This window comes from Aureimonas sp. Leaf324, from assembly GCF_001423245.1.
Lineage (GTDB): Bacteria > Pseudomonadota > Alphaproteobacteria > Rhizobiales > Rhizobiaceae > Aureimonas.
Map to the genome: position 1 here is coordinate 13,935 of NZ_LMOH01000026.1, position 24,899 is coordinate 38,833.

Here is a 24,899-nt window from a genome sequence, read left to right on the forward strand (position 1 = left end):
GGTGGTGTCCTCCGATCGCTACCAGATGGCGCCGAACGTCTCGCGCAGCGGCTGGATCTCGTCCTCGCCGAGAAGGCGCACCGGGCGTCCGTGGAGGAGAAGCGCGAGGCGCGCCGTCTCCTCGAGTTCCTCCATCGCGGCCTTGGCGGCGGAAAGGGTCGGGCCGGACACGACGGGGCCGTGATTGGCCAGAAGCACGCTGGAGCGCGTGTCCGCCACCCGCGCCACCGCCTCGCCCATCGCCGGGTCGCCCGGCCGGAAGTAGGGCAGGAGCGGCAGCCGCCCGACGCGCATCACGAAGTAGGGGGTGATCGCCGGGATGCAGCTCTCCGCGTCCAGCCCGTCGAGGCAGGACAGGGCGACGGCGTGGGGCGCATGGAGATGGACCACGGCGCCGGTGCCCGGCCGATTCTCGTAGAACGCGCGGTGGAGGACCGCCTCCTTTGTCGGCTTGTCGCCGGCCAGATGGTTGCCGTCCCAGTCGAGCTTGGAGATGCGCTCCGGCACGAGGTCGCCGAGCGCGACATTGGTCGGCGTCATCAGCCAGCCGTCGTCGAGGCGCGCGCTGAGATTGCCGGACGTTCCGGGCGCAAGGCCGAGCGCGCGGAACTCCGCCCCGATCCGCGCCATCTCCTCGCGCAACGCGGTCTCCATGGGCGCCATCGTCATGCGAGGCGCTCGAAGGCGCGCGTCATGATATCGGGCCCGCCGAAATTGCCGGACTTCAGCGCCAGCGCGAGCGGTTCGGGCGTGCCGACGCTCTGCGTCCAGGGCACGCCGGGATCGATCGTCGGGCCGATGCGAAGGTTCGCCACGCCGAGCGCGCTCACCACCGCGCCGGACGTCTCGCCACCGGCGACGAGGATCCGGCGCACGCCGCCTGCCTCGACCAGCCGATGGGCGACGGTCGCAAGCGCATGCTCCACGCGCTCGCCCGACTGCGCGACGCCATACCGCTCCTGCACTGCGCGCAGGCGCTCGGGCGGCATGCTGGCGTGGATCAGCACCGGACCCTCGCTGCCTCGGTCGGCGGCGAACGCCACCAGCGCGTCGATGTGGCCTTGTGCGTCCGAAAACAGCGCGTCGACGTCGACCGCCATCGCCGGCATGTGCGCCTTGGCGTGCTCGACCTGGCCAAGCGTCGCGCGCGAGCAGCTGCCGGCGACGACCAGCGCGCGGCCGCCGACGGGATCGAGCCGGGCGGCGTCGCCGCGTGGCGAGAAGCCCGGAAAGGTCGCGGGGATCGTGAGACCGAGGCCGGAACCGCCGGTGACGAGCGGAAGGTCGCTCGAGCCCTCGGCGATGGAGACGAGATCGTTGTGGTCGAGCGTATCGCAGACGGCGATGCCGACGCCCTCGCGGCGCAGCTCCGCGATCCGCGCGCGCACGCCCGCCGCGCCCTTGACCAGCGCATGATGGCTGACGAGGCCGACCGTGCGCCGCGTCTGCGGGGCGAGGACGCGCGGCAGGAAGGCGTCGCGCATCGGGGTGAGCGGGTGATCCTGCATGCCGCTCTCGTTGAGGAGCACGTCGCCCGCGAAGAGGTAGCCGTTGTAGACGGTGCGGCGGTTGGCCGGCAGCGAGGGGACGGCGAGCGTGAAGTCCTGCCCGAGCGCGTCGAGGAGCGCATCCGTCACCGGCCCGATATTGCCCTCCGGCGTCGAATCGAAGGTCGAGCAGTACTTGAAGAAGAAGCGCACGGCGCCCTCCCCGCGCAGCCACGCCAGCGCTTCCAGCGACTGGCGGACGGCTTGCGTCGGCTCGACCGTGCGCGACTTCAGCGAGACGACCACGGCGTCGCATTGCGTGTCGAGCGGCCCGTCCGGCACGCCGATCGTCTGTACGACGCGCATGCCGGCGGAAACGAGCTGGCTGGCGAGATCGGTCGCGCCGGTGAAATCGTCGGCGATGCAGCCAAGAAGCGGCGGCGCCATTCAGGCCGGCCCCTTGCCGCCGCGCGACGGCAGCGCGACGCCGGGGAAGATCTTCACTACGGCCGCGTCGTCCTCGCGCCCGAGGCCCATGGCGGAGGCCTGCGTGAACATCTGCAGCGCCTGCGCCGTCAGGGGCAGCGGGAACTTGCGCGCATGGGCGCTGCCGTGGACGAGCCCGAGGTCCTTGACGAAGATGTCGACCGCCGAGCGCGGAACGTAGTCGTCGTCGAGGATGTGGGGCACCCGGTTCTCGAACATCCAGGAATTGCCGGCGCTCGCGGTGATCACGTCGAAAAGTGCCTTCGGATCGCAGCCGCCCGAAATGCCGTAGGCCATCGCCTCGGCGGCGGCCGCGATGTGGACGCCCGCCAGAAGCTGGTTCACGAGCTTGACCTGGGAGCCCGCGCCGATCTCGGGCCCGAGATCGAACACCCGGGCCGCCACGGCATCGAAGGCAGGCCGGGCCTTCGCGAAGGCCGCCGGGTCGCCGGACGCCATGACCGTGATCTCGCCCGTCGCGGCCTTGGCGGCGCCGCCCGAGATCGGTCCGTCGATGAAGAGGAGCCCGGTGTCGAGGATCGGCCGGGCCAGCGCGCGCACGGCATCGGGAGCACAGGTCGCACACTGGACGACGACCGAGCCGGGCGCCATGGCGCCCACCGCGCCGGCGTCTCCGAGGAGTGCGGCTTCCGCCTGCGCCGCATTGACGACGACGCAGAAGAGGATGTCCGCCTTCGCGCCGACCTCGGCCGGGGATGCGGCGACATGGCCGCCATTGTCCGCGAAGGCCGCGCCCGCGGCAGGATTGGGATCGAAGCCCCAGGTCTCGATGCCGGCGCGCACCAGCGACGCGGCGATGCCGAGCCCCATGGAGCCGAGCCCGACGACGCCGGCGCGGATCGGTTGCGTGGTCATCCCTTGGGTCCTCCTCCCCTCGAGAAACGAGGCGCCGCCCAAGCGAATCGGTCGACACACTGCCCCGGCAGCTTAAGCCGATCGGTAGGGCTCTGGCGAGAGGTCCGGTTTCCGGACCTCTCACGGACGCGTCAGGCGAACTCGGCCTCCGCCGACATCGCGACCGGCCCGCCGGGGCGCGAGGTCCAGAGCGAGACACCGGCCTCCGCGCGCCGGGCATGGAGGCGCAGCCCGTCGCCGTCGAAAATCGTCGACAGGCTGCGGAAGCGGAAGCGCCGGGGCGTGCGGCCCGCGATCTCGGCGGCCAGAAGACAGAGAAGCGTCGCCTGCATCGGACCGTGGACCACGAGGCCCGGATAGTGCTCGACCTCGCGGGCGTAGCGCCGGTCGTAATGGATGCGGTGCCCGTTGAAGGTGAGCGCGGAGTAGCGGAAGAGAAGCGTCGGCGAGGTCTCGACGTCGCGGATCGTCTCGCCCTCGGGCGCCGGTTCGGCGGCCGGCGGCGCGGGCGCGTCGTCGCCGCGATAAACGAGGGTCTGCGTCTCGGCGACGCGCGTGTCGTCGCCGGCCCGGATTTCGTGCTCGACCTCGACGAAGCAGAGCGGCCCGGTGCGGCCGACCTTCGGGGTGACGCCGGCGATGCGCGAGACGCGCGTCACGCGCTCGCCGACCAGCAGCGGCGCATGGAACCGCAGGTCTCCCCCGGCCCACATGCGGCGCGGCAGCGGCACCGGCGGCAGGAAGGTGCCGAGCTGCGGATGTCCGTCGCGGCCGAGAGCGTCGGGTGGCAAAGCCGGCTGCGCGAGGCACAGATGGATCATCGGCGGGGCGGGTGCTCCCTCGGCAGGGGGCGCACCCGGCAGCGCCAGCATCGCGTGGAACTTCGCGGCAAGATCGGGCGTCAGCCAGTCCTCGCGCCGCTCCTCCCGCCCGATCCACGCGCGCAGATGATCGAGATCGCCGGGCATCAGAACGACCGCGGCAGGTCGAGCATGTGCTCGGCGACATAGGAGAGGATGAGGTTGGTCGAGATCGGGGCAACCTGATAGAGCCGCGTCTCGCGGAACTTGCGCTCCACGTCGTATTCCGCCGCAAAGCCGAAGCCGCCATGGAACTGGATGCACGCGTTGGCCGCCTCCCAGCTGGCCTTGGCTGCCAGGTATTTCGCCATGTTGGCCTCGGCCCCGCACGGCCGGCCGGCGTCGTAGAGCCGGCAGGCCTCGTACCGCATGAGGTCGGCCGCCTTCAGCTCGATGAAGCTTTCGGCGATCGGGAACTGGACGCCCTGGTTCTGGCCGATCGGGCGACCGAACACGACGCGCTCCTTGGCATAGGCCGTGACCTTGTCGACGAACCAGTAGCCGTCGCCGATGCACTCGGCGGCGATCAGCGCGCGCTCGGCGTTGAGCCCGGTCAGGATGTAGCGGAAGCCCTGGCCCTCCTCGCCGATCAGGTTCTCGGCGGGAATCTCGAGATCGTCGAAGAAGAGCTCGTTGGTCTCGTGGTTGACCATGTTGCGGATCGGCTGGACGGCGAGACCTCGCCCGATCGCCTCGCGCAGATCGACGAGGAAGATCGACAGGCCGTCCGACTTCTTCGCGACCCGGTCGATCGGCGTGGTGCGCGCGAGGAGAATCATCAGGTCGGAATGCTGCACACGGCTGATCCAGACCTTCTGGCCGTTGATCATCCAGCGATCGCCCCGGCGGACGGCGGTGGTCTTGATCTTCGTCGTGTCGGTGCCGGCGGTCGGCTCGGTGACGCCCATCGACTGAAGCCGCAGCTCGCCGCTCGCGATCTTCGGCAGATAGGTGCGGCGCTGCTCATCCGACCCGTGCCGCACCAGCGTCGTCATGTTGTACATCTGGCCGTGGCAGGCGCCGGAATTGCCGCCCGAACGGTTGATCTCCTCCATGATGACGGAAGCCTCCGTCAGCCCGAGGCCGGAGCCGCCGTATTCCTCCGGGATCAGCGCGGCCAGCCAGCCGGCCTCCGTCAGCGCCTCGACGAAGGCTTCCGGATAGGCGCGCGCCTCGTCCACCTTGCGGTGGTACTCCGGCGGGAACGCGGCACAGAGAGCGCGTACCGCCTCGCGGATGTCGCCGTGCGGGTCGGGGGTCGACAGGGTGTCCATGGGCGCTCCGTCGTGAGGATCACCCATTTATGTCGGGCGCAGCGCCCCCTTTGGCAAAGAGGGATCGCGCCTGACGGCCATAGGCCGAAGCGATGGCCGCACGGCCGAGCCGTGGCGTGCCTAGTCCAGGCTCCTGCCGCGCGGCTCGACGTCGACCATGCGGATCGCCGCGGCCGCGAGGATCAGGAACCCGGAGAGGAGCCCAAGCGCCCCCGTGAAGTTCGCCGCCATCAGCGGCGCGACGATCGAGGGCGCGAGCAGTCCGCCGAACCGCGCCATGGCGCCGGCCGTGCCCATGCCGGTCGCCCGCAGCGACGTCGGATAGATTTCCGGCGTGAAGGCGTAGATCGCGCCCCAAGTGCCGAGCAGCGCGAAGGACAGGAGCAGCGTCGAGCCGACGACGAGCGCCGGGGCCGCCCCGAGACTGAACAGCATCGAGCCGGCGGCGCTCAGAAGCAGAAAGCCGATCAGCGTCGGCCGCCGGCCCCAGCGCTCCACGCCGTAGGCGGCGAGCGCGTAACCGGGGAGCTGGACCAGGGCGATCAGAACCAGGAATTCCGGCCCGCGCAGGAAACCGAAGCCCTCGCCCGCCAGCCGCACGGGCAGGTAGACGAAGACGCCGTAGTAGGAGATCGAAACCAGCGCCCAGGCCGCCAGCACCAAGACGGTGCGCCGGCGCAGCGCCGCCGAGAACAGGTCGGAGATCGGGGCCTTCGCGCGCGTCTCCGGCTCGAGCACGCCGATCGTCACCCGCGAGCCGTTGATGTCGGCGACCCGCTGGAGCACGCGGCGGGCCTCCTCGCCGCGACCCGATCTGGCGAGATAGACCGGCGTTTCCGGCACGAAGAAGCGCAAGGCCAAGCCGATCAGGGCGGGCAGGCCGGTGCACAGGAAGATCGTGCGCCAGGCCTCGCCCCCGAGGCTTCCGGCATAGAGGGAAACGAGGGCGAGGAGAATGGTGCCGACGGCCCAGAAGGACTCCAGAAGCACCAGCCACCGGCCGCGCCGGTCGGACGGCAGGAACTCGGCCAGCATCGTGTAGTCCACCGGCAGCGTGCCGCCGACGCCGACCCCGGTCAGGAAGCGCAGCACGAGGAGCCAGGCGAAATCCGGCGCGAAGGCGGAGGCGATGCCGAACACGGCGTCGATCAGGACCGAGGCGATCAGCACCGGGCGGCGGCCGAAACGATCCGCCAGCCGTCCGAAGACGAAGGCGCCGACCAGCATGCCGACGAAGAACAGCGTCCCGGTCTGCAGGGCCTGCGGCACACCGAGGCCGAAGCTTGCGGCGATCGACGGCGCAGTGAAGCCGATCGCCAGCACCTGCATAGCGTCGGCGGCCCAGACGAGGCCGAACACGCCGAACAGTCGAAACTGGAAGCGCCCGAGACCGGCTGCGCGCAGTCCCTCGTCGACGGTGATGGTGCCCGGCATGCGCTTCAGTCCCCCCGGCTCGACGATGCGCGCGGGCCGGCGCCGCCTTGGCGGCCGTCCCCTCCCGCAACGCGCGGGCCAGGCGAGGTTGTCGCCCGGCCCCGACCGCATCGGCAACCGCCAGGGGCGGCGATCGCGACGGCTGCGGGACGTTATGCACAGGCCCGCTCGATATGTCCGACGAGTTGCCCCGGCCTCCGGCCTCAGCAGCGCGCGAGCTGGGCGGCGTAGCGGCGGGCCATGTCCTGCGCCCGCTTGGCGCCGCGCAGCGCCTCCGGTCGGCTGCGCCAGACGCCCCGCTCGTAGCCCGCGTGGCCCGAATGATAGGCGAGGTAGAGGCGGTAGGCGTCGCCCTTGTCGATGCCGAGCCGGCGCGCGCTGTCGGCATGGTACCAGCCGATGAAACGCACGGCGTCGCTAAAGTCGTTGCGGCTGTCGGCGTGGCGGCCCGTGCGGCGCTGGTAGTCGTCCCAGGTGCCGTCGAGCACCTGCGCATAGCCGTAGGCGGTCGAGATGCGCTTGCCGGGAATGAAGCCGAGGATCCAGCGGCGCGGCGGTCGGGCGCGCGCCTCGAAGTTGGATTCCGCCTGGATCGTCGCCATCAGAACGTGAACCGGCACGCCGAACTCGGCGGACGCGCGGCGGGCGTCGGCGCGCCAGTCCGACAGGAGCCCGTCGCGCTGGCTGAAGATGGCGCAGGCATTGCCGGTGCTCTTGGGCGCCGAGGCGCAGCCGGCGAGCGCCAGGACGGCCAGAAGGCTCGGGATCGCTATGAAACGCATGGGCGTCCCCCTTTCGCGGGGGACGCTAGGAGGCCCGACTTAATGGAGCGTTATCCCTGACCAGCCCTTACCCTGCCATTCACAATGGGAACGATGCGGGCGTCAGCGCAGCGGCGGCTGGCCGTTCGAGGCCGACAGCCCGCCATCCACCGGCAGGTTGACGCCCGTGATGTAGCGGGCGTCTTCGCTGGCGAGGAAGGCGATGGCCCCGGAAATGTCGTCCGGCTGCGCGCCCCGCCCCATCGGGATCCGGGCCTCGAACTCAGCGATGAGATCGGGCTGGTCCTGCATGCCGGCGGTAAGGCCGGTATAGGTCAGCGACGGATTGACGGCGTTGACGCGCACGCCGTGCTTCGCCTCGTCGAGGCTGAGCGCGCGGGTGAAGTTCGTCACCGCGCCCTTGGCCGCGCAGTAGAAGCTGTGGTTCCAGTCGCCGCCGAGGCCCGAGACCGACGAGACGTTGACGATCGCCCCGCGCGAGGCGCGCAAGGCGGCGATCGCCGCGCGGCTCATCTGGACGACCCCGTAGAGATCGCTCTCGATCACCGTGGTGAAGGCGGAGAAGTCGCCCTCGTCGAGCTTGCCGAGATGATCGACGCCCGCATTGTTGACGAGGACGTCGATGCGCCCGAAAGCCTTGGTCGCGTGCGCCACCAGCGCCCCGCAGTCCGCCATCCGGGACACGTCGCCGGCCAGCGTCTCGACACGCGCGTCCGAAAGGCTCGCTGCGACCTTCGACAATCCCTCGGCGTCGCGGTCATTGAGGACAAGCGTCGCCCCTTCCGAGGCGAAGCGCCGGGCGGCGCCCTCCCCGATGCCCGATGCGGCGCCCGTGATGATGACGACCTTGTCCGTGAAACGTGCCATGTCGATGCGTTGCTTTTCGTTGGCCGGGGCGGCCCGTCGCCGCCGCACTCGATGCAGCGGAGAAGCCCGCAGGACCGGCGTCGGTTGCATCCGCGGCCAAACCCCGCACCGGGTGCAAGGCTGCCTTGCACGGGCGAGATAGCGAGCGCCTGCATGGCTGTTCTGCGGACTTTGCGCTCCTTTCCGGCGAGGCACGCGACTATGTTCCGGGTGTCGAAAGAAACGAGAGACGCGGCCACCATCGACGAGAGGCCGCAAAGAAAGGGACCATCCCATGCGCTTCGCCAATGCCCTCCGCTCCTTCCGCAAGGCTCGCGAAACCGCCAACGAGTTGAATAGGCTGTCCAACCGCGAGCTCGCCGATCTCGGCATCTCGCGCTCCGACATCCCGGCGCTGGCCCGTCAGGCCAGCCGCTAACGAGATCCAAGGTTTCGCGTCGGCCACTCTCCTCCCAACGGCCGAAGCGGATCGAAGCCCGCGTTCCTCCCACGCTGGCTTTACCCATGACGCCCTGCCGGTCCTCCCCCGGCAGGGCGTTCTGCGTTTGGGAGCCGCATGCCGGCGCGCGGACGTGCTCGGCGCCTCGTCTGCGGGACCGGAACCCGCAGCCAGCCGCGAACGACACTCGGGCCGACAAGGCGCCTGCCGCGACGGCCTCGAGGTTCCAGCCGTCGCCTCGAACGCCCTGACGCATCGGTCCTTCGCTGCGATGCGGGCTCGGGCATCTTGGCCGTTGCGGGGCTGCGGGGGTCATTCACCGGCGACAGGCTGCTGCAGGCGAGCCCATCCCGCTTGTCGTTCCGGCCTTGCCGGGGCGGGCTCGACCCGGCGCACCAGGCTTGCGTGGGACGTCCCGACACGGTCGACGATGGGATGGGGTTCCGCGAACGGGCAGCGCCCTGGGCGCCGACGGTGGCGTCCAGGGCGATCCTTCAGCGCCTTGGCAACTCGATCCGCGGGAAAAGCCGGCCGCGGCTTCGGCCTTTCGCCTCAGTCCACCGGCAGGGCGGCCGACTGGAGGCCGATGAGGAGATCGCGGATCGCCGCCGGCTGAACGGTCAGCGCGACCGCGTCGCCGGAGCCCGTCAGGCCGAACACGGCGATCGTTCCGTCCTCGTGCGGCTCGACCCGCTCGACCCGGGCCAGGGTGACGCTCCTGAAGCGACGATCCTTCACCATTTCACTCCCCCTGCCCCATGCCTTCGGTCTTCGCGCACCGGCGCCTGCCGACACCCCGGATCGGCCGCGTTGCCGGTCCGCGTCCCGTGCGGGCGCCGCTCAAAACTCTTCCCAATTGTCCTCCAGGGCGGTCAAGGCCGCGTTACCCTGGGCGACCGGCTTCATCTGAACGACGGGGCGGGCGGCGGGGGTGGCCGACGCGGAGCGCCGGGCGACCTTCGCCGTGCGCTGGGCCGCGCGCTCGCTCTGGCGCGCGTGGTTGGCGGTGGCGGCCGTCTTGAAGTCGGCGATGAGGCGGGCGAGTTCGTCGGTCTCGTTCGCCAGCGTCTGCGCGGCCGCCGTCGCCTGCTCGACCATCGCCGCGTTCTGCTGGGTCACCTTGTCCATCTGGTCGGCTGCCGTCGACACCTCGCGGAGCGACACGGCCTGTTCCTGCGCCCGGCGCGCGATCTCCGACACGACGCGGCTCACCTCGCCGACCTCGGAGATGATCTCCGTCAGGCTCTTGCCGGAGGCCGAGACAAGCTCGACGCCCGACGCCACCTGCTCGCCCGACGCCTGGATCAGGTCCTTGATCTCCTTCGCCGCTTCGGCCGAGCGCTGGGCAAGGCCGCGCACCTCTTGGGCGACGACCGCGAAGCCACGGCCGGCCTCGCCGGCGCGTGCGGCTTCCACGCCCGCGTTCAGCGCGAGAAGGTTGGTCTGGAAGGCGATCTCGTCGATCACCGAGATGATGTTGCCGATCTTCTGCGAGGACTGCTCGATCATCTGCATCGCGTCGATCGCGCGGCCGACGATCTCGCCGCCCTTCTGCGCGTTGCGCTGGGCGCTCCGGGCGCTGGTCTGCGCCTGGTTGGCGTTCTCGGCCGTCTCGTTGACGGCGCGCGTCACCTCGCCGAGCGCCGCGACCGTCTCCTCGAGGCTCGCCGCCTGCTGCTCGGTGCGCTGGGCGAGGTCGTTCGAGGCGACGTTGATCTCGGTCAGACCCGTGCGGATCGAACCGATCGAGCCGACGACGGCGCCGATCGTGTGCTCCAGCTTGCCCATCGCGCCATTGAACTGGTCGCGCGTCGCCATGTATTCGGCCGCCACCGCCTCGTCCATGCGCGCCGTCAGATCGCCCGCCGCAAGACGCGCGAAGCCGCCCTCGATGCTGGCGACGAAGGCGGCCAGTTCCTGCGCCTTGATCCGCTCGGCCGCTGCCTCGCGCTCCAGCCGGGCGAGTTCGGCGGTCCGAGCGATCTCGGCCTCGGCCTCAAGACGCTTGTTCTGCACCGCCGAGTCCCTGAAGACCTGAACCGTACGCGCCATGCCGCCGATCTCGTCGCCGCGGTCCTGCCCCGTCACCTCGACATCGAGACGTCCGCCGGCGAGTTCCACCATCTTGCTCTGAAGGTGAGCAAGCGGCGCGGTAATGGCGCGGCCGGAGATCCAGAGGGCCAGCACGAGACCGAGGACGGCGCTTGCGATCGAACCGCCTTGCAGCGACCAGGCCGCGGTCGCCGCCTGGTCCGTCAGCGATGCGCTCGTGGCGGCGACCCGTTTGATGAGCCGGTCGTTGAGCGTGGACGTCTGCTTGCTGAGATCGACGATCGCCGGATCGACCGCCGTCATGATGGTCCGCGCCGCATCGTCGTCGTTGCGCAAGCCGGTTGCGATCGCGGCATTGGTCCGCTCGACGATGAGGTCCATTTTCGTCCCGAGGGCCTTCAGCGCGTCCGCCTCGTCGGTCAGCCGCGACGTGACCTCGCCGAAGTAGGACCGCATCGCATCGAACTGGTCCTTGGCCATCGCCGCGGCGGATTGCGCATCAGCCGAAGCGCCGTCGTAGGCGATGACACGGTAGGCGGCATAGCCGACCGCGTTGGCGGTCCGGTTCAGGCGGGCGAGGTAGATCGCCGACTTGTCGAGGCGCTCGATCATCTCCGAATAATCGCGGTCGGCCGATCGGATGACCGAGGACGCGTAGAACGACGCGGCGATGCCGAGGAGAGAGATGAAAACCGCGATCATCGCGATCTTGGTGGAGATCCGCAGATTGTTCAGCATGGGGCAGACCTAACGAAGAGGTGATAGCCCGCTTAAAATTCTACAGGTTTCTTGAGACGCCCCTAACGCCGGACCACAACCCTGAGGATTTCAAGACATAACTGAAATAAAAGGTCCGCCCTGTGTCGTCTGGGATGCAGGAGCAAGGTGACATCATGTGGACGGCCTGCGCCTCCTGCCCGACGGACGCGGTGTCGGGCGAATGCTCGGCCGAGAGGCGAAGGCTTGTCGGCGCGGGACCGGGGCATGCGGCGGGGGCCCGGCAGCCTCCATCGCATGTCGAGGCATCGAAACCGCCGAGCGCGTGAGATACCAGTCGGAATCGGGCCCTTCGCACGCGCAGACCCGCCGATCGGCCGTTCCATTCGCGCGGATCGGTGCTGAAGGTGAAGCTTCGAGATCAGGCGGCGACGGTTGGACGCCTGGGAAGCCGTCCCGTCAGGAGCGTCACGGCCCATTCCGAAAACGCTCAAAGGCGCCATCAGCATTCGGAATGGGGGAAATGGTGGGTGATGTAGGGATCGAACCTACGACCCGCTGATTAAGAGTCAGCTGCTCTACCAACTGAGCTAATCACCCGGAACGCGGTGGGCGCTGGCCCCTCGCGTCTGAGGGGGCTTCTAAGGGAAGCGCCCCATCATGTCCAGAGGAAACTTCGGGGTTTCGTGCGAAAGGTTCAGGGCTGCAGCCAGGGAAGGTTCGCGACCAGAGCCGAAGGCAGGGGACGGGGGTGAATGCGCAGTTCCTCGCTCGACGGCTGACCGGTCGCGGCGGTCTCCTCGACCTCGCTGTCCGCCACATCCATGAAGTGGATGCCGGCGAGAGAGTCCCGGCGATAGACGAGCTTGGCGGGGCGGACGGCCTCCTCGTCGCCGATGCGGATCTCGAAGACCTTGGGCAGCGGGACGGCGGGGTCGATCGTCAGAAGGGCGCCGGTGGCCGAGATGTTGCGAACCGTGCAGTCGAAGGTCGAATAGCGGTTATTGAAGAGGATCTTGCCGCTTTTCAGGATGCGGGTGCGCGGCGCGACGCGGCGCTCGGCGTCATTCAGGGCGGCTTGGGACATGGCGACCATGAGATCCTCTCGGCGTTCGCATCGGCGAACCATCGCTCCGAAAGGTTAGCATCGACTGAATCCTGCGCCGGGACGCCGCCACCGGCCGTTCGGGACCGGGGCGAAGCGCCCCGATCCCGCAGGCGGGACGGCTTAGTTGCGGGCCTTGTCGACCAGCTGGTTCTTGGCGATCCACGGCATCATGCCGCGAAGCTTGGCGCCGACTTCCTCGATCTGGTGGCTGTCGTTGACGCGGCGGATGCCCTTGAAGCGCGAGGCGCCCGAGCGATACTCCTGCATCCAGTCCGAGGTGAACTTGCCGGTCTGGATGTCCTTGAGGACGCGCTTCATCTCCGCCTTGGTCTCGTCGGTGATGATGCGCGGGCCGGTGACGTACTCGCCCCACTCGGCCGTGTTCGAGATCGAGTAGTTCATGTTGGCGATGCCGCCCTCGTAGATGAGGTCGACGATCAGCTTCACCTCGTGGAGGCACTCGAAATAGGCCATCTCCGGGGCGTAGCCGCCCTCGACGAGGGTCTCGAAGCCGGCGCGGATCAGCTCGACGAGACCGCCGCAGAGAACGACCTGCTCGCCGAAGAGATCGGTCTCGCACTCTTCCTTGAAGTTCGTCTCGATGATGCCCGACCGGCCGCCGCCGACGCCGCAGGCGTAGGAGAGCGCAAGGTCGAGCGCGTTGCCGGAGGCGTCCTGGTGGACGGCCACGAGGCAAGGCACGCCGCCGCCCTTCTGGTATTCGCCACGCACGGTGTGGCCAGGGCCCTTGGGCGCGATCATGACGACGTCGACCGACTTCTTCGGCTCGATCAGGCCGAAGTGGACGTTGAGGCCGTGGGCGAAGGCGATCGCCGCGCCGTCGCGGATGTTGCCCTCGATGTCGGCCTTGTAGATGTCGGCCTGGAGCTCGTCCGGCGTCGCCATCATCAGGAGGTCGGCCCACTTGGCGGCCTCGGCGACGGTCATCACCTTGAAGCCGTCGGCTTCGGCCTTCTTGATCGTCGGCGAGCCGGCCTTCAGCGCGATCACAACGTTGCCGGCGCCCGAATCCTTGAGGTTCAGCGCATGGGCGCGGCCCTGGCTGCCGTAGCCGACGATCGCGACGTTCTTGGACTTGACGAGGTTCAGATCGGCATCGCGATCGTAGTAGACGCGCATCGGGGCGTTTCCTTCCTGGTTTTCCCGGCGTCAGGCGCCGGATGGGGTTTGACGGGACGAGACGCCCGCCTGTTCGCTCGTCCCGAAGAGGACGAAGAATTGCTGCGTGGCCGTGCGCGCGGCCCGCTCGATCCCGGCGGCATCGAGCGTCGGCCGATCGCCGAGGAGAAGTCGGATCTGCGTGTCGCGCACGGTCAGCCCGAAGAAGGTCGAGAAGGCCTCGCCGGTGTCGGCGAAGGCCAGAAGTCCGGCGCGCCGCCCCGCCTCCAGCACCCCTCCGAGGCGCTGGCGCATTGCGGCCGGCCCGTTCTCGAGGACGATCGCGCCCAGATCCCGCCGGTCGGAACCCGCATGGCCGACCGCCAGCCGATTGAGCGCGATCGAGGTCTCGCCCGAAAGAACGGTGAGCCAGTCGGTGGCAAAACCGAGGAGGCTGGACTCCAGCCGCGCGCGGTCGAGCGTCTGCGGGTCGAGGGGCACGGCGCGCACCTTGGCCGCCTGCCACTGGACGGTCGCGGTGAGCAGCCCGTCGCGCCCGCCGAACCACTTGTAGAGCGTTTCCTTGGAGCAGCTGGCGCGCCGCGCGACGGCGGTCATCGTCAGGCTCTCGTCGTCCGACACGAGCAGCGCCAGCGCCGCGTCGAGGACTTCGCCCTGACGCCTCGTCATCGCCCGCCCGTCGATCTCGACCGTCCCGCCCAATGGAAGCCGCCCTGCCCAACCGCGGAACCCGTCCGCATGCGTACCGTACGTTACGGTACGCCGTTTAGCCGCGATCCCGTCGCTTCGCAAGGGTGGAGGCGATCCGTTGGAAAAGTTTCATCGAGGCCGAGCGGGCGGGACCGCCGGATCAGAAGGGTCAGCCGGCGCAGGCGTCGATGAAGCGGCGCACCGAGCCGGCCATGCCGAACTCCAGCGCATCGGCGGTCAGGCCGTGGCCGATCGAGACCTCGGCAAGTTGCGGCAGGCGCCGCACCAGCGGGGGCAGATTGGCGACGGTGAGGTCGTGGCCGGCATTGAGGCCGAGGCCGAGCGCGCTGGCTGCGTTGCCCGCGCGCCCCATCCGGTCAAGCCAGGCTTCGGCCGCGACCGGGTCGGAATGGGTGCCGCCGTAGGGGCCCGTGTAGAGCTCGACGCGGTCGCACCCGGTGTCGGCGGCGGCGTTCATGATCGAGGGGTCGGCATCGGCGAAGAGCGAGACCCGCATCCCTTCCCCCTTCAACCGCTCGACGACGCCCTTGAGGAGCGCGGCATGGGCGGCGAAGTCCCAGCCGTGGTCGGAGGTCGGTTGGGACGGATCGTCGGGCACGAGCGTGACCTGCTCGGGCCGGTTGGCCAGCACGAGCTGCAGGAAGTCCTCGCTTGGGAACCCCTCGATGTTGAACTCGGCTCCCGGAAACTCCTCGTCGATCAGGCGGCGCAGGACCGGCAGATCGGAAAAGCGGATATGCCGCTGATCGGGGCGCGGATGGACGGTCAGCCCGTGCGCGCCCGCCTCCAGCGCGATGCGCCCGAAGCGCTCGACGCTCGGCCACGGCAGGTCGCGCCGGTTGCGCAGCATCGCGACGGCATTGAGATTGACCGACAGTTCGCAGGGCATCGGGTCGTCTCCTCCTCAAGCTTCTCCGGGCGAACGGGAAGCGTCTGCCGTCGAACGATGCGCCCGGACCAAGGTTGCGGGCGCCGCACGTCTCACTTCACGATGGTCAGGCGCTCGGCCGCGCGGGTGATGGCGGTGTAAAGCCAGCGCTCGCGCGAATCCTTGAAGGCCCAGCTCTCGTCGAACAGCATGACATGATCCCACTGCGACCCTTGCGCCTTGTGGACGGTCAGCGCGTATCCGTAGTCGAAGTCGTCGTAGCGCTTCTTGGTGGCCCAGGGCACTTCGGCGCTCGGGTTCTCGAAGGCTTCCCGAAGGAGCTTGATCTTGGCCGCGCCCCGGTCGATGTCGTCGTCGTCCGGCTTCACGATGAGATTGGTACCGGGCTTGGTCTTTTCGGGCGAGGCCGTCATCACCTGCCAGAGCGAGCCGTTCAGCAGCCCCTTGGCCGGGTCGTTGCGCAGGCACACCAGCTTGTCGCCCGACTGCGGCAGCGGGCCGGTGAAGCCCTTCAGCTCGCGCAGCCGGTTGTTGTAGAGGCGGCGCGTGCGATTGGTGCCGACGAGCACCTGATCGGCGGCCAGCACCTCGTCGCGGTCCACCTCGCGCTTCGAGATGACCTTGGCGGCGCCATGGTCGCCGAACGAGAGCGGGCGTCCCTCGCGTGCCTCGAGCGCCAAGGCGAGGATCGGGTTGTCGCGCGCCTGCCGGTGGATCTCGGTGAGGAGGAAGTCGGGCTCGGCCTCGGTGAAGAAGCCGCCGCCCGAGACCGGCGGCAACTGGCCGGGATCGCCGAGCACCAGGATCGGCGTGCCGAACGACAGGAGATCGCGCCCCAGCGCCTCGTCCACCATCGAGCACTCGTCGACGACGACGAGCTTGGCCTTGGCGACGGGGCTCTGGCGATTGAGCGAGAAGGTGGGCGAGACGCGCGCCGTGCCCGTTGTCTCGTCGTCGGTCGCCTCCTCGCCTCGCGGGCGATAGATCAGCGAATGCAGCGTCTTCGCGGATTTCGCCCCCTTGGAGCGCAGCACCTGCGCGGCCTTGCCGGTGAAAGCGGCGAACTGGACGCCGCCCTCGATCCCTTCGGCGAAGTGGCGCGCGAGCGTCGTCTTGCCGGTGCCGGCATAGCCGAAGAGGCGGAAGATCGGCTGGTCGCCGCGCTTCAGCCAGTCGGCGACGCGCGTCAGGGCCTCGTCCTGTTGGGGTGAGAACTTCATGGGGCTCGGCGTCGCAGAAATCGGCCCCCGCGGCAAGCCGTCAGCGGAGGAGCGGCCAGAGCGTCGCGACGAGCGCGAGGCCCATGACGAGATTGAAGATGCGCAGGCGCCGGGGATCGGCGAGGAAGTTGCGAAGGCCCATGCCGAACCCCGTCCAGATCACCGCGGTCGGGATGCCGACGAGGAGGAACGCCGCCACGACGACCAGCATGGAGAGAACCGGCGCGTCGGCGCTGACATAGGCGCCCATGGCGACCAGCGCCATCGCCCAGCCCTTCGGATTGACGACCTGGAACAGGGCGGCCTGGACGAAGGTGACCGGCTTCTCCACGCGGGCGCCTGAGCCCATCGAGGCCTTGGAGAAGGCGATCTTCCAGGACAGCCACAGGAGATAGGCCGCGCTCGCGATCTTCATGGAGAGCTGCAGGCCGGGCGCGGAATGGAGGAGCGCGCCGAGCCCCGCGCCCACCGCCAGAAGCAGGAGGCCGAAGCCGAGCTCGATCCCGAGCATGTGCGGGATCGTGCGGCGGAAGCCGAAGTTCACGCCCGACGTCATCAGCATCAGGTTGTTGGGCCCCGGCGTCAGCGAGGAGACCACAGCAAAGGTGGTGAGCGCGAGAAGGACATCGGGCGACATCGTCGGGCATCCGGTTCGAGAACGGCGCAAGGGATCGCGCCCGGCGGGCGGCCGAGCGTGACGACGAGGGCGATACGGCCGGCGGCGCAGCGCCCGGCGGTCAGGCCTCGATGATCGGGTCCTTGCCGCGGCTCATGGCGGCGACGCCGGTGCGGCAGACCTCGACGAGGCCGAGTGGCGCCATGATCTGGATGAACTTCTCGATCTTCGAGGTCTTGCCGGTGATCTCGAACACGAAGTGGTCGGTGGTGCTGTCCACCACCTTGGCGCGGAACACGTCGGCCAGGCGCAGCGCCTCGACGCGGTCGTCGCCCGCGCCCGCCACCTTGACCAGCGCGAGCTCGCGCTCGATCGGCCCGTCCTCGCCCTGCCCCGTCGCGGTCTTGGTGAGGTCGACGACCCGGTGCACCGGCACGATGCGGTCGAGCTGGCTCTTCACCTGCTCGATGACGCCCGGCGCGCCGCGCGTCACCACGGTGATGCGCGACAGGTGCTTGTTGTGGTCCGTCTCGGAGACCGTGAGGCTTTCGATGTTGTAGCCGCGGCCCGAGAACAGGCCGATCACCCGCGCGAGCACGCCCGGCTCGTTGTCCACCACGATCGACAGGGTGCGAGAGACGACCGGCGGCTTGTCGTCGGTGATGAAGTAGGCGGAGGCGGGCGGCTGAAGCGGAAGGTTCATGGGTCTTTCCCGGAGAGGTCGGCGCGGCGGTCGTGAGGAGATCGGCGGGGCTGATGCCCCGCCGCATGGCTTACACCAGCGCCTTGCCCTTGGCGTCGATCGCGTTGGCGACCGCGTCGTCGCTCGCTTCGTCGGGGAGCAGGATCTCGTTGTGCGCCTTGCCGGACGGGATCATCGGGAAGCAGTTGGTGAGGTTGGCGACGCAGCAGTCGACGATCACCGGCCCGTCGGTGTCGATCATCGCCCGGATGCCGGCGTCGAGATCGCCCGCGCTCTCGATGCGGATGCCCGTGCCGCCATAGGCCTCGGCGAGCTTGACGAAATCCGGCATCGCCTCGGAATAGGAGTTCGACAGGCGGTTGCCGTGCAAGAGCTGCTGCCATTGGCGCACCATGCCCATGTACTGGTTGTTCAGGATGAACACCTTGACGGGCGCGCCGTGCTGGACGGCGGTCGAGAGCTCCTGCGTCATCATCTGGATCGAGGCGTCGCCCGCGATGTCGATGACGAGCGCATCCGGGTGCGCGATCTGGACGCCGACGGCCGCCGGCAGGCCGTAGCCCATGGTGCCGAGGCCCCCGGAGGTCATCCAGCGGTTGGGCTCCTCGAAGCCGTAGAACTGCGCGGCCCACATCTGGTGCTGGCCGACCTCCGTGGTGATGAAGGTCTTGCGGTCCTTGGTCAGCTCGTAGAGGCGCTTGACCGCGTGCTGCGGCAGGATGAGGTCGCCCTCCTGGCGGTAGCTCAGGCAGTTGCGCGCCTTCCAGCCGGCGATCTTGCCCTTCCAGTCGGACAGCGCCTCGCGATCGAGCGTGTCGCCGGTCTCTCGCCAGACGCCGATCATCGCCTCCAGCACGTGGGCGACGTCGCCGATAACGGCCAAATCGACGCGCACGGTCTTGTTGATCTGCGAAGGGTCGATGTCGATGTGGATCTTCTTCGATCCCGGCGAGAAGGCGTCGAGGCGGCCGGTGATCCGGTCGTCGAAGCGCGCGCCGATGCAGACCATGACGTCGCAGCCGTGCATGGCGAGGTTGGCTTCGTAGGTGCCGTGCATGCCGAGCATGCCGAGCCAGTTCTCGCCGCTCGCCGGATAGGCGCCGAGGCCCATCAGGGTCGAGGTGATGGGGAAATCCGTCATCGCGACGAGCTCGCGCAGGAGCTTCGACGCCTCGGGCCCCGAATTGATGACGCCGCCGCCGGTGTAGAGGATCGGACGTTTGGCGCTCTTCATCAGCTCGACGGCCGCGCGGATGCGGCCGAGATCGGCGTCGAGCTTCGGCTGGTAGCGCTGCGTGGCGCGCGAGAGCGAGGGCGGCGTGTAGGTGCCGGTCGCGAACTGGACGTCCTTCGGAATGTCGACGACGACCGGGCCCGGACGGCCCGAGGTCGCGACATGGAAGGCCTCGTGCAGGATCTCGGCGAGGTCCTCGACGCTCTTCACCAGCCAGTTGTGCTTGGTGCAGGGGCGCGTGATGCCGACCGTGTCGCATTCCTGGAACGCGTCGGAGCCGATCAGCGTCGTCGGGACCTGGCCGGTGATGCAGACGAGCGGGATGGAATCCATCAGCGCGTCCTGCAGCGGCGTCACCGCGTTGGTCGCGCCGGGGCCCGAGGTCACCAGCATCACGCCGGGCTTGCCGGTGGAGCGGGCATAGCCCTCGGCCGCATGGCCGGCGCCCTGCTCGTGGCGGACCAGGATGTGCTTGACGTCGGACTGCTGGAACAGCGCGTCGTAGATCGGAAGGACCGCGCCGCCGGGATAGCCGAAGAGATGCTCGACGCCGTGATCCTTCATCGCCTGAACCACCATCTGGGCTCCGGTCATCTGGCGGACGGTGGTCTCGATCGTCATCTGGTTCATGGCTCGGCCTGCTCGTGTTGGGTGCCGGCTTTTCTAGGCTGCGGCGCGTTCTTCGGAAAATTCAGGCAATAAAAAAGGCCCTTCGAGGGGCCTTGGGATGCGCACACGTGGCAGGAGCCGGACGGTCGTTAGACCGCCTCGCGTGTGCGCCTGCTTACGAGAATGAGCGTGATCGTCTGCATGGGGCGGGACCTTACGGAGCGTTCACACGAGCGTCAAGCGCCGCGGAACTCTTTTTCGCCTCACGCGCCCATGCGCTTCAGGGCGTCGGTCGGATCGAGGTCCGGCGAGCGGATGTGGCCGTAGCGCGAGAGGATGAGCGCATAGGCGCCGAAGGCGACGAGACCGAGCCCGGTGCCGGACAGGAGCAGCCAGCCGTAGGGCCAGGAGCCGATGGCGACCAGCGCGTCCTCCAGGCCGGGCATGTGGTCGGGCGACCAGCGCGAGGCGCCGGTGAAGAACAAGAAGGCGAGCGCTGCAAAGACCAGCGCGCGCGCCGCGATGCCGAACCGGCAGACGGCCGTCATCCAGCGGGCATGGGCCGGCGGCAGGCTGAGGAACCGGAGGAACGAGCCGCTCCAGGCCTTCTTCGCCTGGCTGCCGGCAACGCCGAGCATCACGATCCCGGCGGGGACGGTGAACCAGGGTCCGAACAGCGGCGCCCACTGGTTGAGAAGGCCGCCGCCCTCGCCCCCGCCCGTCGACAGGCCGAACAGGAGGGAGGCGGCATAGAACGACAGGAAGAGATAGGTGAGGCCGGAGACGAAACGGCCGATGCGGGTCGCGATGCCCTTGGCGCCCGTTCCGTATCCGTCGGCGTCGAAGATCGCCTGCACGAAGCGCCAGAGCGAGAAGCAGGGCAGCGCGACGGCGAGGAGCACCAGGAGGACCCCGCCGAGCGGCGAGGCGACGATCCGGCTGATCGCGTCCTCCTCGCTCAGGGTGCCGCCGCCGGTGGCGAAGGCCGTGCGGAACGCGAAGGTGCCGATCACGATGAAGACGGCCGCCCGCGCGAGATAGCCGAGCCGCGCGCCCTTCTCGATGGCGTCGCGATGGTCGCGCACGGGAAGGCTGGTCGACATGGCGGCACTCCTTGTGGGCCTCGAAACGGCTCCGTGACCGGTCGGTTCCGTCGTCAGGCTCCCAGGTTGTAGCGTCCGGGATCGTCCAGTCGATGCCAGTCCGGGCCGAACTGGTTGCGGAACCAGGTCTCCTGCCGCTTGGCATATTGCCGGGTCCGGGTGACCGCGCGCTCGCGCGCGTCGGCGGCAGGCAGGCGCCCTTCGGCATGATCGAGGAGTTCGCGAAGGCCGATCGCCTGTGCGGCGAGGCCCTGCATCGCATCCGGCCCCCGCTCCCGGAACGCCAACGCTTCAGCCAGCGCGCCCTCGGCCAGCATCGCGTCGAAGCGATCGGCGATACGGGCGCGCAGCACCGCGCGATCGGGGGCGACGACGAGCTTCACCACGCCGTCCGCGGCCAGAAGGGGTAGCCCCGCATTGCGACGGAGCGCAGCGAGCGGCTGGCCCGTCGCCTCGATGAGTTCCAGCGCGCGCACGATGCGCGAGGGGTCGCTCGGGCGGATCGCGCGCGCGGCCTCCGGGTCTCGCGCGGCGAGTTCGCGGTGCAGCGTTTCGGGGGGCTCGCCGGCCCCGCGCGTGCGCCAGTGGTCCCGGATCGCGTCCGGCACGGGCGGCAGATCGTCGAAGCCGCCGAGCAGCGCCTTGAAATAGAGCCCGGTGCCGCCGCAGATCACGGGCACGAGCCCGCGGGTCCTCAGTTCGTCGAGGAGCGGCTTCATCTCGCGCAGCCAGTGCCCGGCGGAATAGGGCGCGGCAGGATCGACATGGCCGTAGAGGCGATGCTCGACGCCCCCCATCTCGGCTTCGCTCGGCCGGGCGCTGAGAATACGGAGCCCATCGTAGACCTGCATCGAATCGGCGTTGACGACGACGCCGCCGACGTCACGCGCCAGCCGCAGCGCCAGCCCCGACTTGCCGCTCGCAGTCGGCCCCGCTATCAGGATCGCCTCCGGTTTCTCCATCCGTGTCAGGTCGCCGCTTCCATGTTTGTCGTCACCCTCCTGTCGGCGCGGCGGGACCCGCGCGTGTCGCGCATCCTGGCGGAAACCGCCGCCGGCGAGATCGGCGAGGCCGACATCCATTGGCTGGAAGCCGACGTCGCCTGCGACCTCGTCACCGCCGAACCGCTGAGCCCCACCACGCGCGAGCGGCTTCGGCGCCTCGCGCTCGACGAGGGCGTCGACTGCGTGGTGCAGGAGCAGGCGGGACGCCGCAAGCGGATTCTCCTGGCCGACATGGATTCCACCATGATCGACCAGGAATGCATCGACGAACTGGCCGCCGCGATCGGGATCAAGGACCAGGTCGCCGCCATCACGGCGCGCGCGATGAACGGGGAGATCGCCTTCGAGCCGGCGCTGCGCGAGCGCGTGGCCCTCCTGAAGGACCTGCCCGTCTCGACCATCGCCGACGTCATCGCCCACCACATCACACTGAGCCAGGGCGGCGCGACGCTGGTGCGGACCATGAACCGCAACGGCGCCCACACGGCGCTCGTCTCCGGCGGATTCACCGCGTTCACCTCGGTCATCGCCGAGCGCCTCGGCTTTGCCGAGAACCGTGCCAACGTCCTCGACGTCTCCGGCGACAGGTTGAGCGGCACCGTGGCCGAGCCGATCCTCGGGGCCGAAGCCAAGCTCGCCGCGCTGCAGGACATCGCGGCCCGTCTCGGCACGACACCGCAGGACGCGATCGCCGTCGGCGACGGGGCGAACGACCTGCCGATGATCCTGGCCGCCGGCACCGGTGTCGCGATCCACGCCAAGCCGGCGGTGGCCGCGCGCGCGCCGCTCCGGATCGACCACGGCGACCTGACGGCGCTTCTCTTCATCCAGGGCTACCGCGCCAGCGAGTTCGTCGACTGATGGACGGGCTCCGGACCGAGCGGCTCACCTTGCGCCGCTGGCGCGAGGCCGACCGGCCGGTCTTCCACCGTCTCAACGCCGATCCCGTCGTCATGCGCTTCTTCGACAAACGGCTGAGCCGGGAAGAGGCGGATGCCACGATGGACCGCTGGAACGCTGGCCTCGACCGGGAGCAGATGAGCTTCCTCGCCGCGGAACGCCTGTCCGACGGCGCGGTCATCGGCACGATCGGGCTCTCGCCCGTCACCGAAGACTCTTACGCCTTCGCCCCGACCGTCCAGATCGGCTGGCGCCTCCTGCCGGATGCCGAGGGACGAGGCTATGCCAGCGAAGGGGCCCGGGCCTGCCTCGCCTACGGGTTCGACGTCCTGAACCTGCCCGAGATCGTCGCCCAATGCGTCGTCGAGAATCGACCGTCCGAGACGGTGATGCTGCGCCTCGGCATGACGCTCCGCGGCACCTTCGACCATCCCAAGGTCGCGGCCGACACGCATCCCCATCTCGTCCGCCACAGCCTCTACGGTCTCACGGCCGACGCGTGGCGGCGGGCCAGCCGCCAGAGCATTTCCCAGCCGGGTTGAACGGGCGTCATCGTCCTCCGGACGCCCGCCGCGCGGCGGGCGCTTTCGCTCCGCGCCGGCATCGTTCGTCGTCCACGATGCGACGACAGCGCTTTTTCCTCCCGCCCTGCCAGGCGGCGACATCACTCTCGGGCCGGCCATCCGACCCCGCCGGAAAAGGCTTTAGTCGATCGGCACGACGGCGAAGCGCAGGTCGCCGGCGCGGTCTGCCAGGAGCAGCAGCGCGTTGCGGCGGCCGTCGGCCTTCAGCTTGGTGAGCTTCTCGCGCGCGTCGGCGGCATTCTTCACCGCCTCCTGGCCGACCTCCTTGATCACCGTGCCGGGCTCGATCCCCTTCTCGCCGGCTGCCGAGTTCGGCGCGACCTCGGTCACCAGAACGCCGGTGAAGTCGTCGGGCAGGTCGAAGCGCTTCTTCAGCTCGTCGCTGACATCGGACAGCTGGAGCCCGAGCGTCGCGTTCGGCGCGGGTGCGGCGGGCGCTTCGGGCGCCGCGGCATCAGCGTCAGTGGGCGTGTCGTCCTCGCCAGCATCCGTCTCGTCGGCGTCTTCCAGCCGGCCGAGCGTCACCTGGACGCTGACGGGCTTCGCCGGCGCGTCGAGGCTCTCCTTGCGCAGGATATCGAGGGTCACGGTCTTGCCGATCTCGGTCTCGGCGACGATGCGCGGCAGATCGCGCGAGGTGGCGATCTCGCGCCCGTCGAAGCGGGTGACGACGTCGCCGATCTCGATCTGGCCGTTGTCGGCGGGGCCTTCGGGAATGATGCCCATGACGAGGGCGCCGCGCGCGTTGGGCAGGCCGAGGCCTTCGGCGATCTCGTCCGTCACTTCCTGCAGGCGGATGCCGAGCCAGCCGCGCCGCGTCTCGCCGTATTCGCGCAGCTGGTCGACGACGTTCTGGGCGAGCAGCGCGGGGATCGCGAAGCCGATGCCGATCGAGCCGCCGGTCGGCGAGATGATCGCCGTGTTGATGCCGATGACGTTGCCGTACATGTCGAACAGCGGGCCGCCGGAATTGCCGCGGTTGATGGCGGCATCGGTCTGGATGAAGTTGTCGTAGGGGCCGGCCTGGATGTTGCGCCCGCGCGCCGACACGATGCCGACCGTGACCGAGCCGCCGAGGCCGAACGGATTGCCGATCGCCATCACCCAGTCGCCGATGCGCACGGCGTCGCTGTCGCCGAACTTCACGGCCGCGAGCGGCGTCGGCGATTCGACCTTGAGGACGGCAAGATCGGTCTTCGGATCGACGCCGACCACCGTGGCGTCGAGCTGGCGGCCGTCCGCGAAGTTGACGGTGATCTCGTCGGCATCGGCGATGACGTGGTTGTTGGTCACCACGATGCCGGACGGGTCGAGCACGAAACCCGAGCCGAGCGACTGGACGCGGTTCTCGCCGTCGCCTTCCTTGCCGTTCAGAAGGTCGTTGAAGAAGTCCTGCAGCGGCGAGCCGTCGGGCGCCGTCAGCGGCGGCGTCGCGTCGCGCGGCGGCCCGCCCTCGACCTTCTGCGAGGTCGAGATGTTGACGACGGCGCCAAGGAGGCGATCGGCGAGATCGGCGACCGACGCCGGGCCGATCATGCGCGGCTGGGCCGATCCCGCCTGGGCCGGCACGCCGGGCGCGGCCGGATCGATCGTCGCGGCGGTCGGCGGCTGCGGCGCGATCGGCTGCCCCTCGGACGGCGGGGCGATCACCCCTTGCGCCGCGCCGGGACCCGCGCCGAGGGCTAGAAGCGCAAGCGCCGCTCCGGCGAGCGAAGAGGCGAGGCGTGCGTGCGTGCGGGGCATCCGAATTCTTCCTCGGCCGGGGGCATGGCGGCGGCGGGCCGCCCCAAAGAGGCAAGCCGAT

At 69.4% G+C, this 24,899-nt stretch carries 24 protein-coding genes and 1 tRNA gene; 3 read left to right on the plus strand and 22 right to left on the minus strand.

Annotated features, from left to right (window positions below):
• Positions 1 to 18: 18 nt before the first annotated feature.
• From otnC to ASF65_RS15290, 8 genes are all read right to left on the minus strand, one after another.
• A complete protein-coding gene (otnC, locus tag ASF65_RS15255) occupies positions 19 to 669 on the minus strand; it encodes a 3-oxo-tetronate 4-phosphate decarboxylase (protein WP_055890833.1) in 651 nt (216 codons plus the stop codon).
• Positions 666 to 1,934, minus strand: a complete 1,269-nt coding sequence (otnK, locus tag ASF65_RS15260; protein ID WP_055890835.1) for a 3-oxo-tetronate kinase — start codon at positions 1,932 to 1,934, stop codon at positions 666 to 668. Before otnK ends, otnC begins: the two co-directional genes overlap by 4 nt.
• Complete coding sequence (gene ltnD / locus ASF65_RS15265; protein ID WP_348271181.1) at positions 1,935 to 2,909, minus strand: L-threonate dehydrogenase; 975 nt, start codon at positions 2,907 to 2,909, stop codon at positions 1,935 to 1,937.
• 71 nt (positions 2,910 to 2,980) lie between these two features.
• A complete protein-coding gene (locus tag ASF65_RS15270) occupies positions 2,981 to 3,817 on the minus strand; it encodes a MaoC family dehydratase N-terminal domain-containing protein (protein ID WP_055890841.1) in 837 nt (278 codons plus the stop codon).
• On the minus strand, positions 3,817 to 4,983 hold the full coding sequence (locus ASF65_RS15275) for an acyl-CoA dehydrogenase family protein (RefSeq protein WP_055890844.1): 1,167 nt from the start codon (positions 4,981 to 4,983) through the stop codon (positions 3,817 to 3,819). The genes ASF65_RS15270 and ASF65_RS15275 overlap by 1 nt, the downstream gene beginning before the upstream one ends.
• 120 nt (positions 4,984 to 5,103) lie before the next feature.
• Positions 5,104 to 6,417 (minus strand): MFS transporter, encoded by a 1,314-nt coding sequence (locus ASF65_RS15280; RefSeq protein WP_055890846.1) that lies wholly within the window; start codon positions 6,415 to 6,417, stop codon positions 5,104 to 5,106.
• Between the two features lie 203 nt (positions 6,418 to 6,620).
• Complete coding sequence (locus ASF65_RS15285; protein WP_055890848.1) at positions 6,621 to 7,199, minus strand: transglycosylase SLT domain-containing protein; 579 nt, start codon at positions 7,197 to 7,199, stop codon at positions 6,621 to 6,623.
• A gap of 102 nt (positions 7,200 to 7,301) precedes the next feature.
• Positions 7,302 to 8,066 carry an SDR family oxidoreductase gene (locus ASF65_RS15290; RefSeq protein ID WP_055890851.1) on the minus strand — a complete coding sequence of 255 codons (765 nt, stop codon included), beginning with the start codon at positions 8,064 to 8,066 and terminating at the stop codon, positions 7,302 to 7,304.
• A gap of 274 nt (positions 8,067 to 8,340) precedes the next feature.
• Here ASF65_RS15290 and ASF65_RS21015 point away from each other — a divergent pair, with 274 nt between their 5' ends.
• Positions 8,341 to 8,484 carry a DUF1127 domain-containing protein gene (locus ASF65_RS21015; protein WP_082505686.1) on the plus strand — a complete coding sequence of 48 codons (144 nt, stop codon included), beginning with the start codon at positions 8,341 to 8,343 and terminating at the stop codon, positions 8,482 to 8,484.
• A gap of 573 nt (positions 8,485 to 9,057) precedes the next feature.
• On the opposite strand, the gene ASF65_RS15295 is transcribed toward ASF65_RS21015, so the two are convergent.
• The 13 genes from ASF65_RS15295 to miaA all read right to left on the minus strand — a co-directional run bounded on the left by ASF65_RS15295 (position 9,058) and on the right by miaA (position 21,569).
• A complete protein-coding gene (locus ASF65_RS15295) occupies positions 9,058 to 9,246 on the minus strand; it encodes a hypothetical protein (RefSeq protein ID WP_055890855.1) in 189 nt (62 codons plus the stop codon).
• Between the two features lie 99 nt (positions 9,247 to 9,345).
• Positions 9,346 to 11,295, minus strand: coding sequence for a methyl-accepting chemotaxis protein (locus tag ASF65_RS15300; protein WP_055890857.1), 1,950 nt, complete (start codon positions 11,293 to 11,295; stop codon positions 9,346 to 9,348).
• Positions 11,296 to 11,798: 503 nt separating this feature from the next.
• Positions 11,799 to 11,874, minus strand: a tRNA-Lys gene (locus tag ASF65_RS15305).
• Positions 11,875 to 11,971: 97 nt separating this feature from the next.
• A complete protein-coding gene (locus ASF65_RS15310) occupies positions 11,972 to 12,361 on the minus strand; it encodes a PilZ domain-containing protein (protein WP_162239501.1) in 390 nt (129 codons plus the stop codon).
• 141 nt (positions 12,362 to 12,502) lie between these two features.
• Positions 12,503 to 13,522: a ketol-acid reductoisomerase gene (gene ilvC / locus ASF65_RS15315; protein ID WP_055890863.1), complete on the minus strand. Its 1,020-nt coding sequence runs from the start codon at positions 13,520 to 13,522 to the stop codon at positions 12,503 to 12,505.
• A gap of 30 nt (positions 13,523 to 13,552) precedes the next feature.
• The gene (locus ASF65_RS15320; protein WP_055891675.1) at positions 13,553 to 14,191 is read right to left on the minus strand and encodes a TetR/AcrR family transcriptional regulator C-terminal domain-containing protein; all 639 of its coding nucleotides are present in this window, start codon (positions 14,189 to 14,191) and stop codon (positions 13,553 to 13,555) included.
• A gap of 190 nt (positions 14,192 to 14,381) precedes the next feature.
• Complete coding sequence (locus tag ASF65_RS15325; RefSeq protein WP_055890865.1) at positions 14,382 to 15,122, minus strand: pyridoxine 5'-phosphate synthase; 741 nt, start codon at positions 15,120 to 15,122, stop codon at positions 14,382 to 14,384.
• 92 nt (positions 15,123 to 15,214) lie between these two features.
• Complete coding sequence (locus ASF65_RS15330; protein WP_055890868.1) at positions 15,215 to 16,342, minus strand: ATP-dependent RecD-like DNA helicase; 1,128 nt, start codon at positions 16,340 to 16,342, stop codon at positions 15,215 to 15,217.
• 40 nt (positions 16,343 to 16,382) lie between these two features.
• Entirely contained in the window at positions 16,383 to 16,979 is a 597-nt protein-coding gene (locus ASF65_RS15335) for a LysE family translocator (protein ID WP_055890870.1), read from the minus strand.
• Between the two features lie 100 nt (positions 16,980 to 17,079).
• Complete coding sequence (gene ilvN, locus ASF65_RS15340; protein ID WP_055890873.1) at positions 17,080 to 17,661, minus strand: acetolactate synthase small subunit; 582 nt, start codon at positions 17,659 to 17,661, stop codon at positions 17,080 to 17,082.
• A gap of 70 nt (positions 17,662 to 17,731) precedes the next feature.
• Positions 17,732 to 19,525, minus strand: coding sequence for an acetolactate synthase 3 large subunit (locus tag ASF65_RS15345; RefSeq protein ID WP_055890875.1), 1,794 nt, complete (start codon positions 19,523 to 19,525; stop codon positions 17,732 to 17,734).
• Positions 19,526 to 19,767: 242 nt separating this feature from the next.
• Positions 19,768 to 20,607 (minus strand): DUF1206 domain-containing protein, encoded by an 840-nt coding sequence (locus ASF65_RS15350; RefSeq protein WP_055890878.1) that lies wholly within the window; start codon positions 20,605 to 20,607, stop codon positions 19,768 to 19,770.
• Positions 20,608 to 20,660: 53 nt separating this feature from the next.
• Positions 20,661 to 21,569 (minus strand): tRNA (adenosine(37)-N6)-dimethylallyltransferase MiaA, encoded by a 909-nt coding sequence (gene miaA, locus ASF65_RS15355; RefSeq protein WP_055890881.1) that lies wholly within the window; start codon positions 21,567 to 21,569, stop codon positions 20,661 to 20,663.
• Positions 21,570 to 21,590: 21 nt separating this feature from the next.
• On the opposite strand from miaA, the gene serB reads away from it, so the two are divergent.
• Positions 21,591 to 22,472 carry a phosphoserine phosphatase SerB gene (gene serB / locus ASF65_RS15360; RefSeq protein WP_055890884.1) on the plus strand — a complete coding sequence of 294 codons (882 nt, stop codon included), beginning with the start codon at positions 21,591 to 21,593 and terminating at the stop codon, positions 22,470 to 22,472.
• Positions 22,472 to 23,053: a GNAT family N-acetyltransferase gene (locus ASF65_RS15365; RefSeq protein WP_055890886.1), complete on the plus strand. Its 582-nt coding sequence runs from the start codon at positions 22,472 to 22,474 to the stop codon at positions 23,051 to 23,053. The genes serB and ASF65_RS15365 overlap by 1 nt, the downstream gene beginning before the upstream one ends.
• Positions 23,054 to 23,215: 162 nt before the next feature.
• Here ASF65_RS15365 and ASF65_RS15370 read toward each other — a convergent pair whose 3' ends face one another.
• Entirely contained in the window at positions 23,216 to 24,838 is a 1,623-nt protein-coding gene (locus ASF65_RS15370; protein ID WP_055890890.1) for a Do family serine endopeptidase, read from the minus strand.
• Positions 24,839 to 24,899 lie beyond the last annotated feature (61 nt).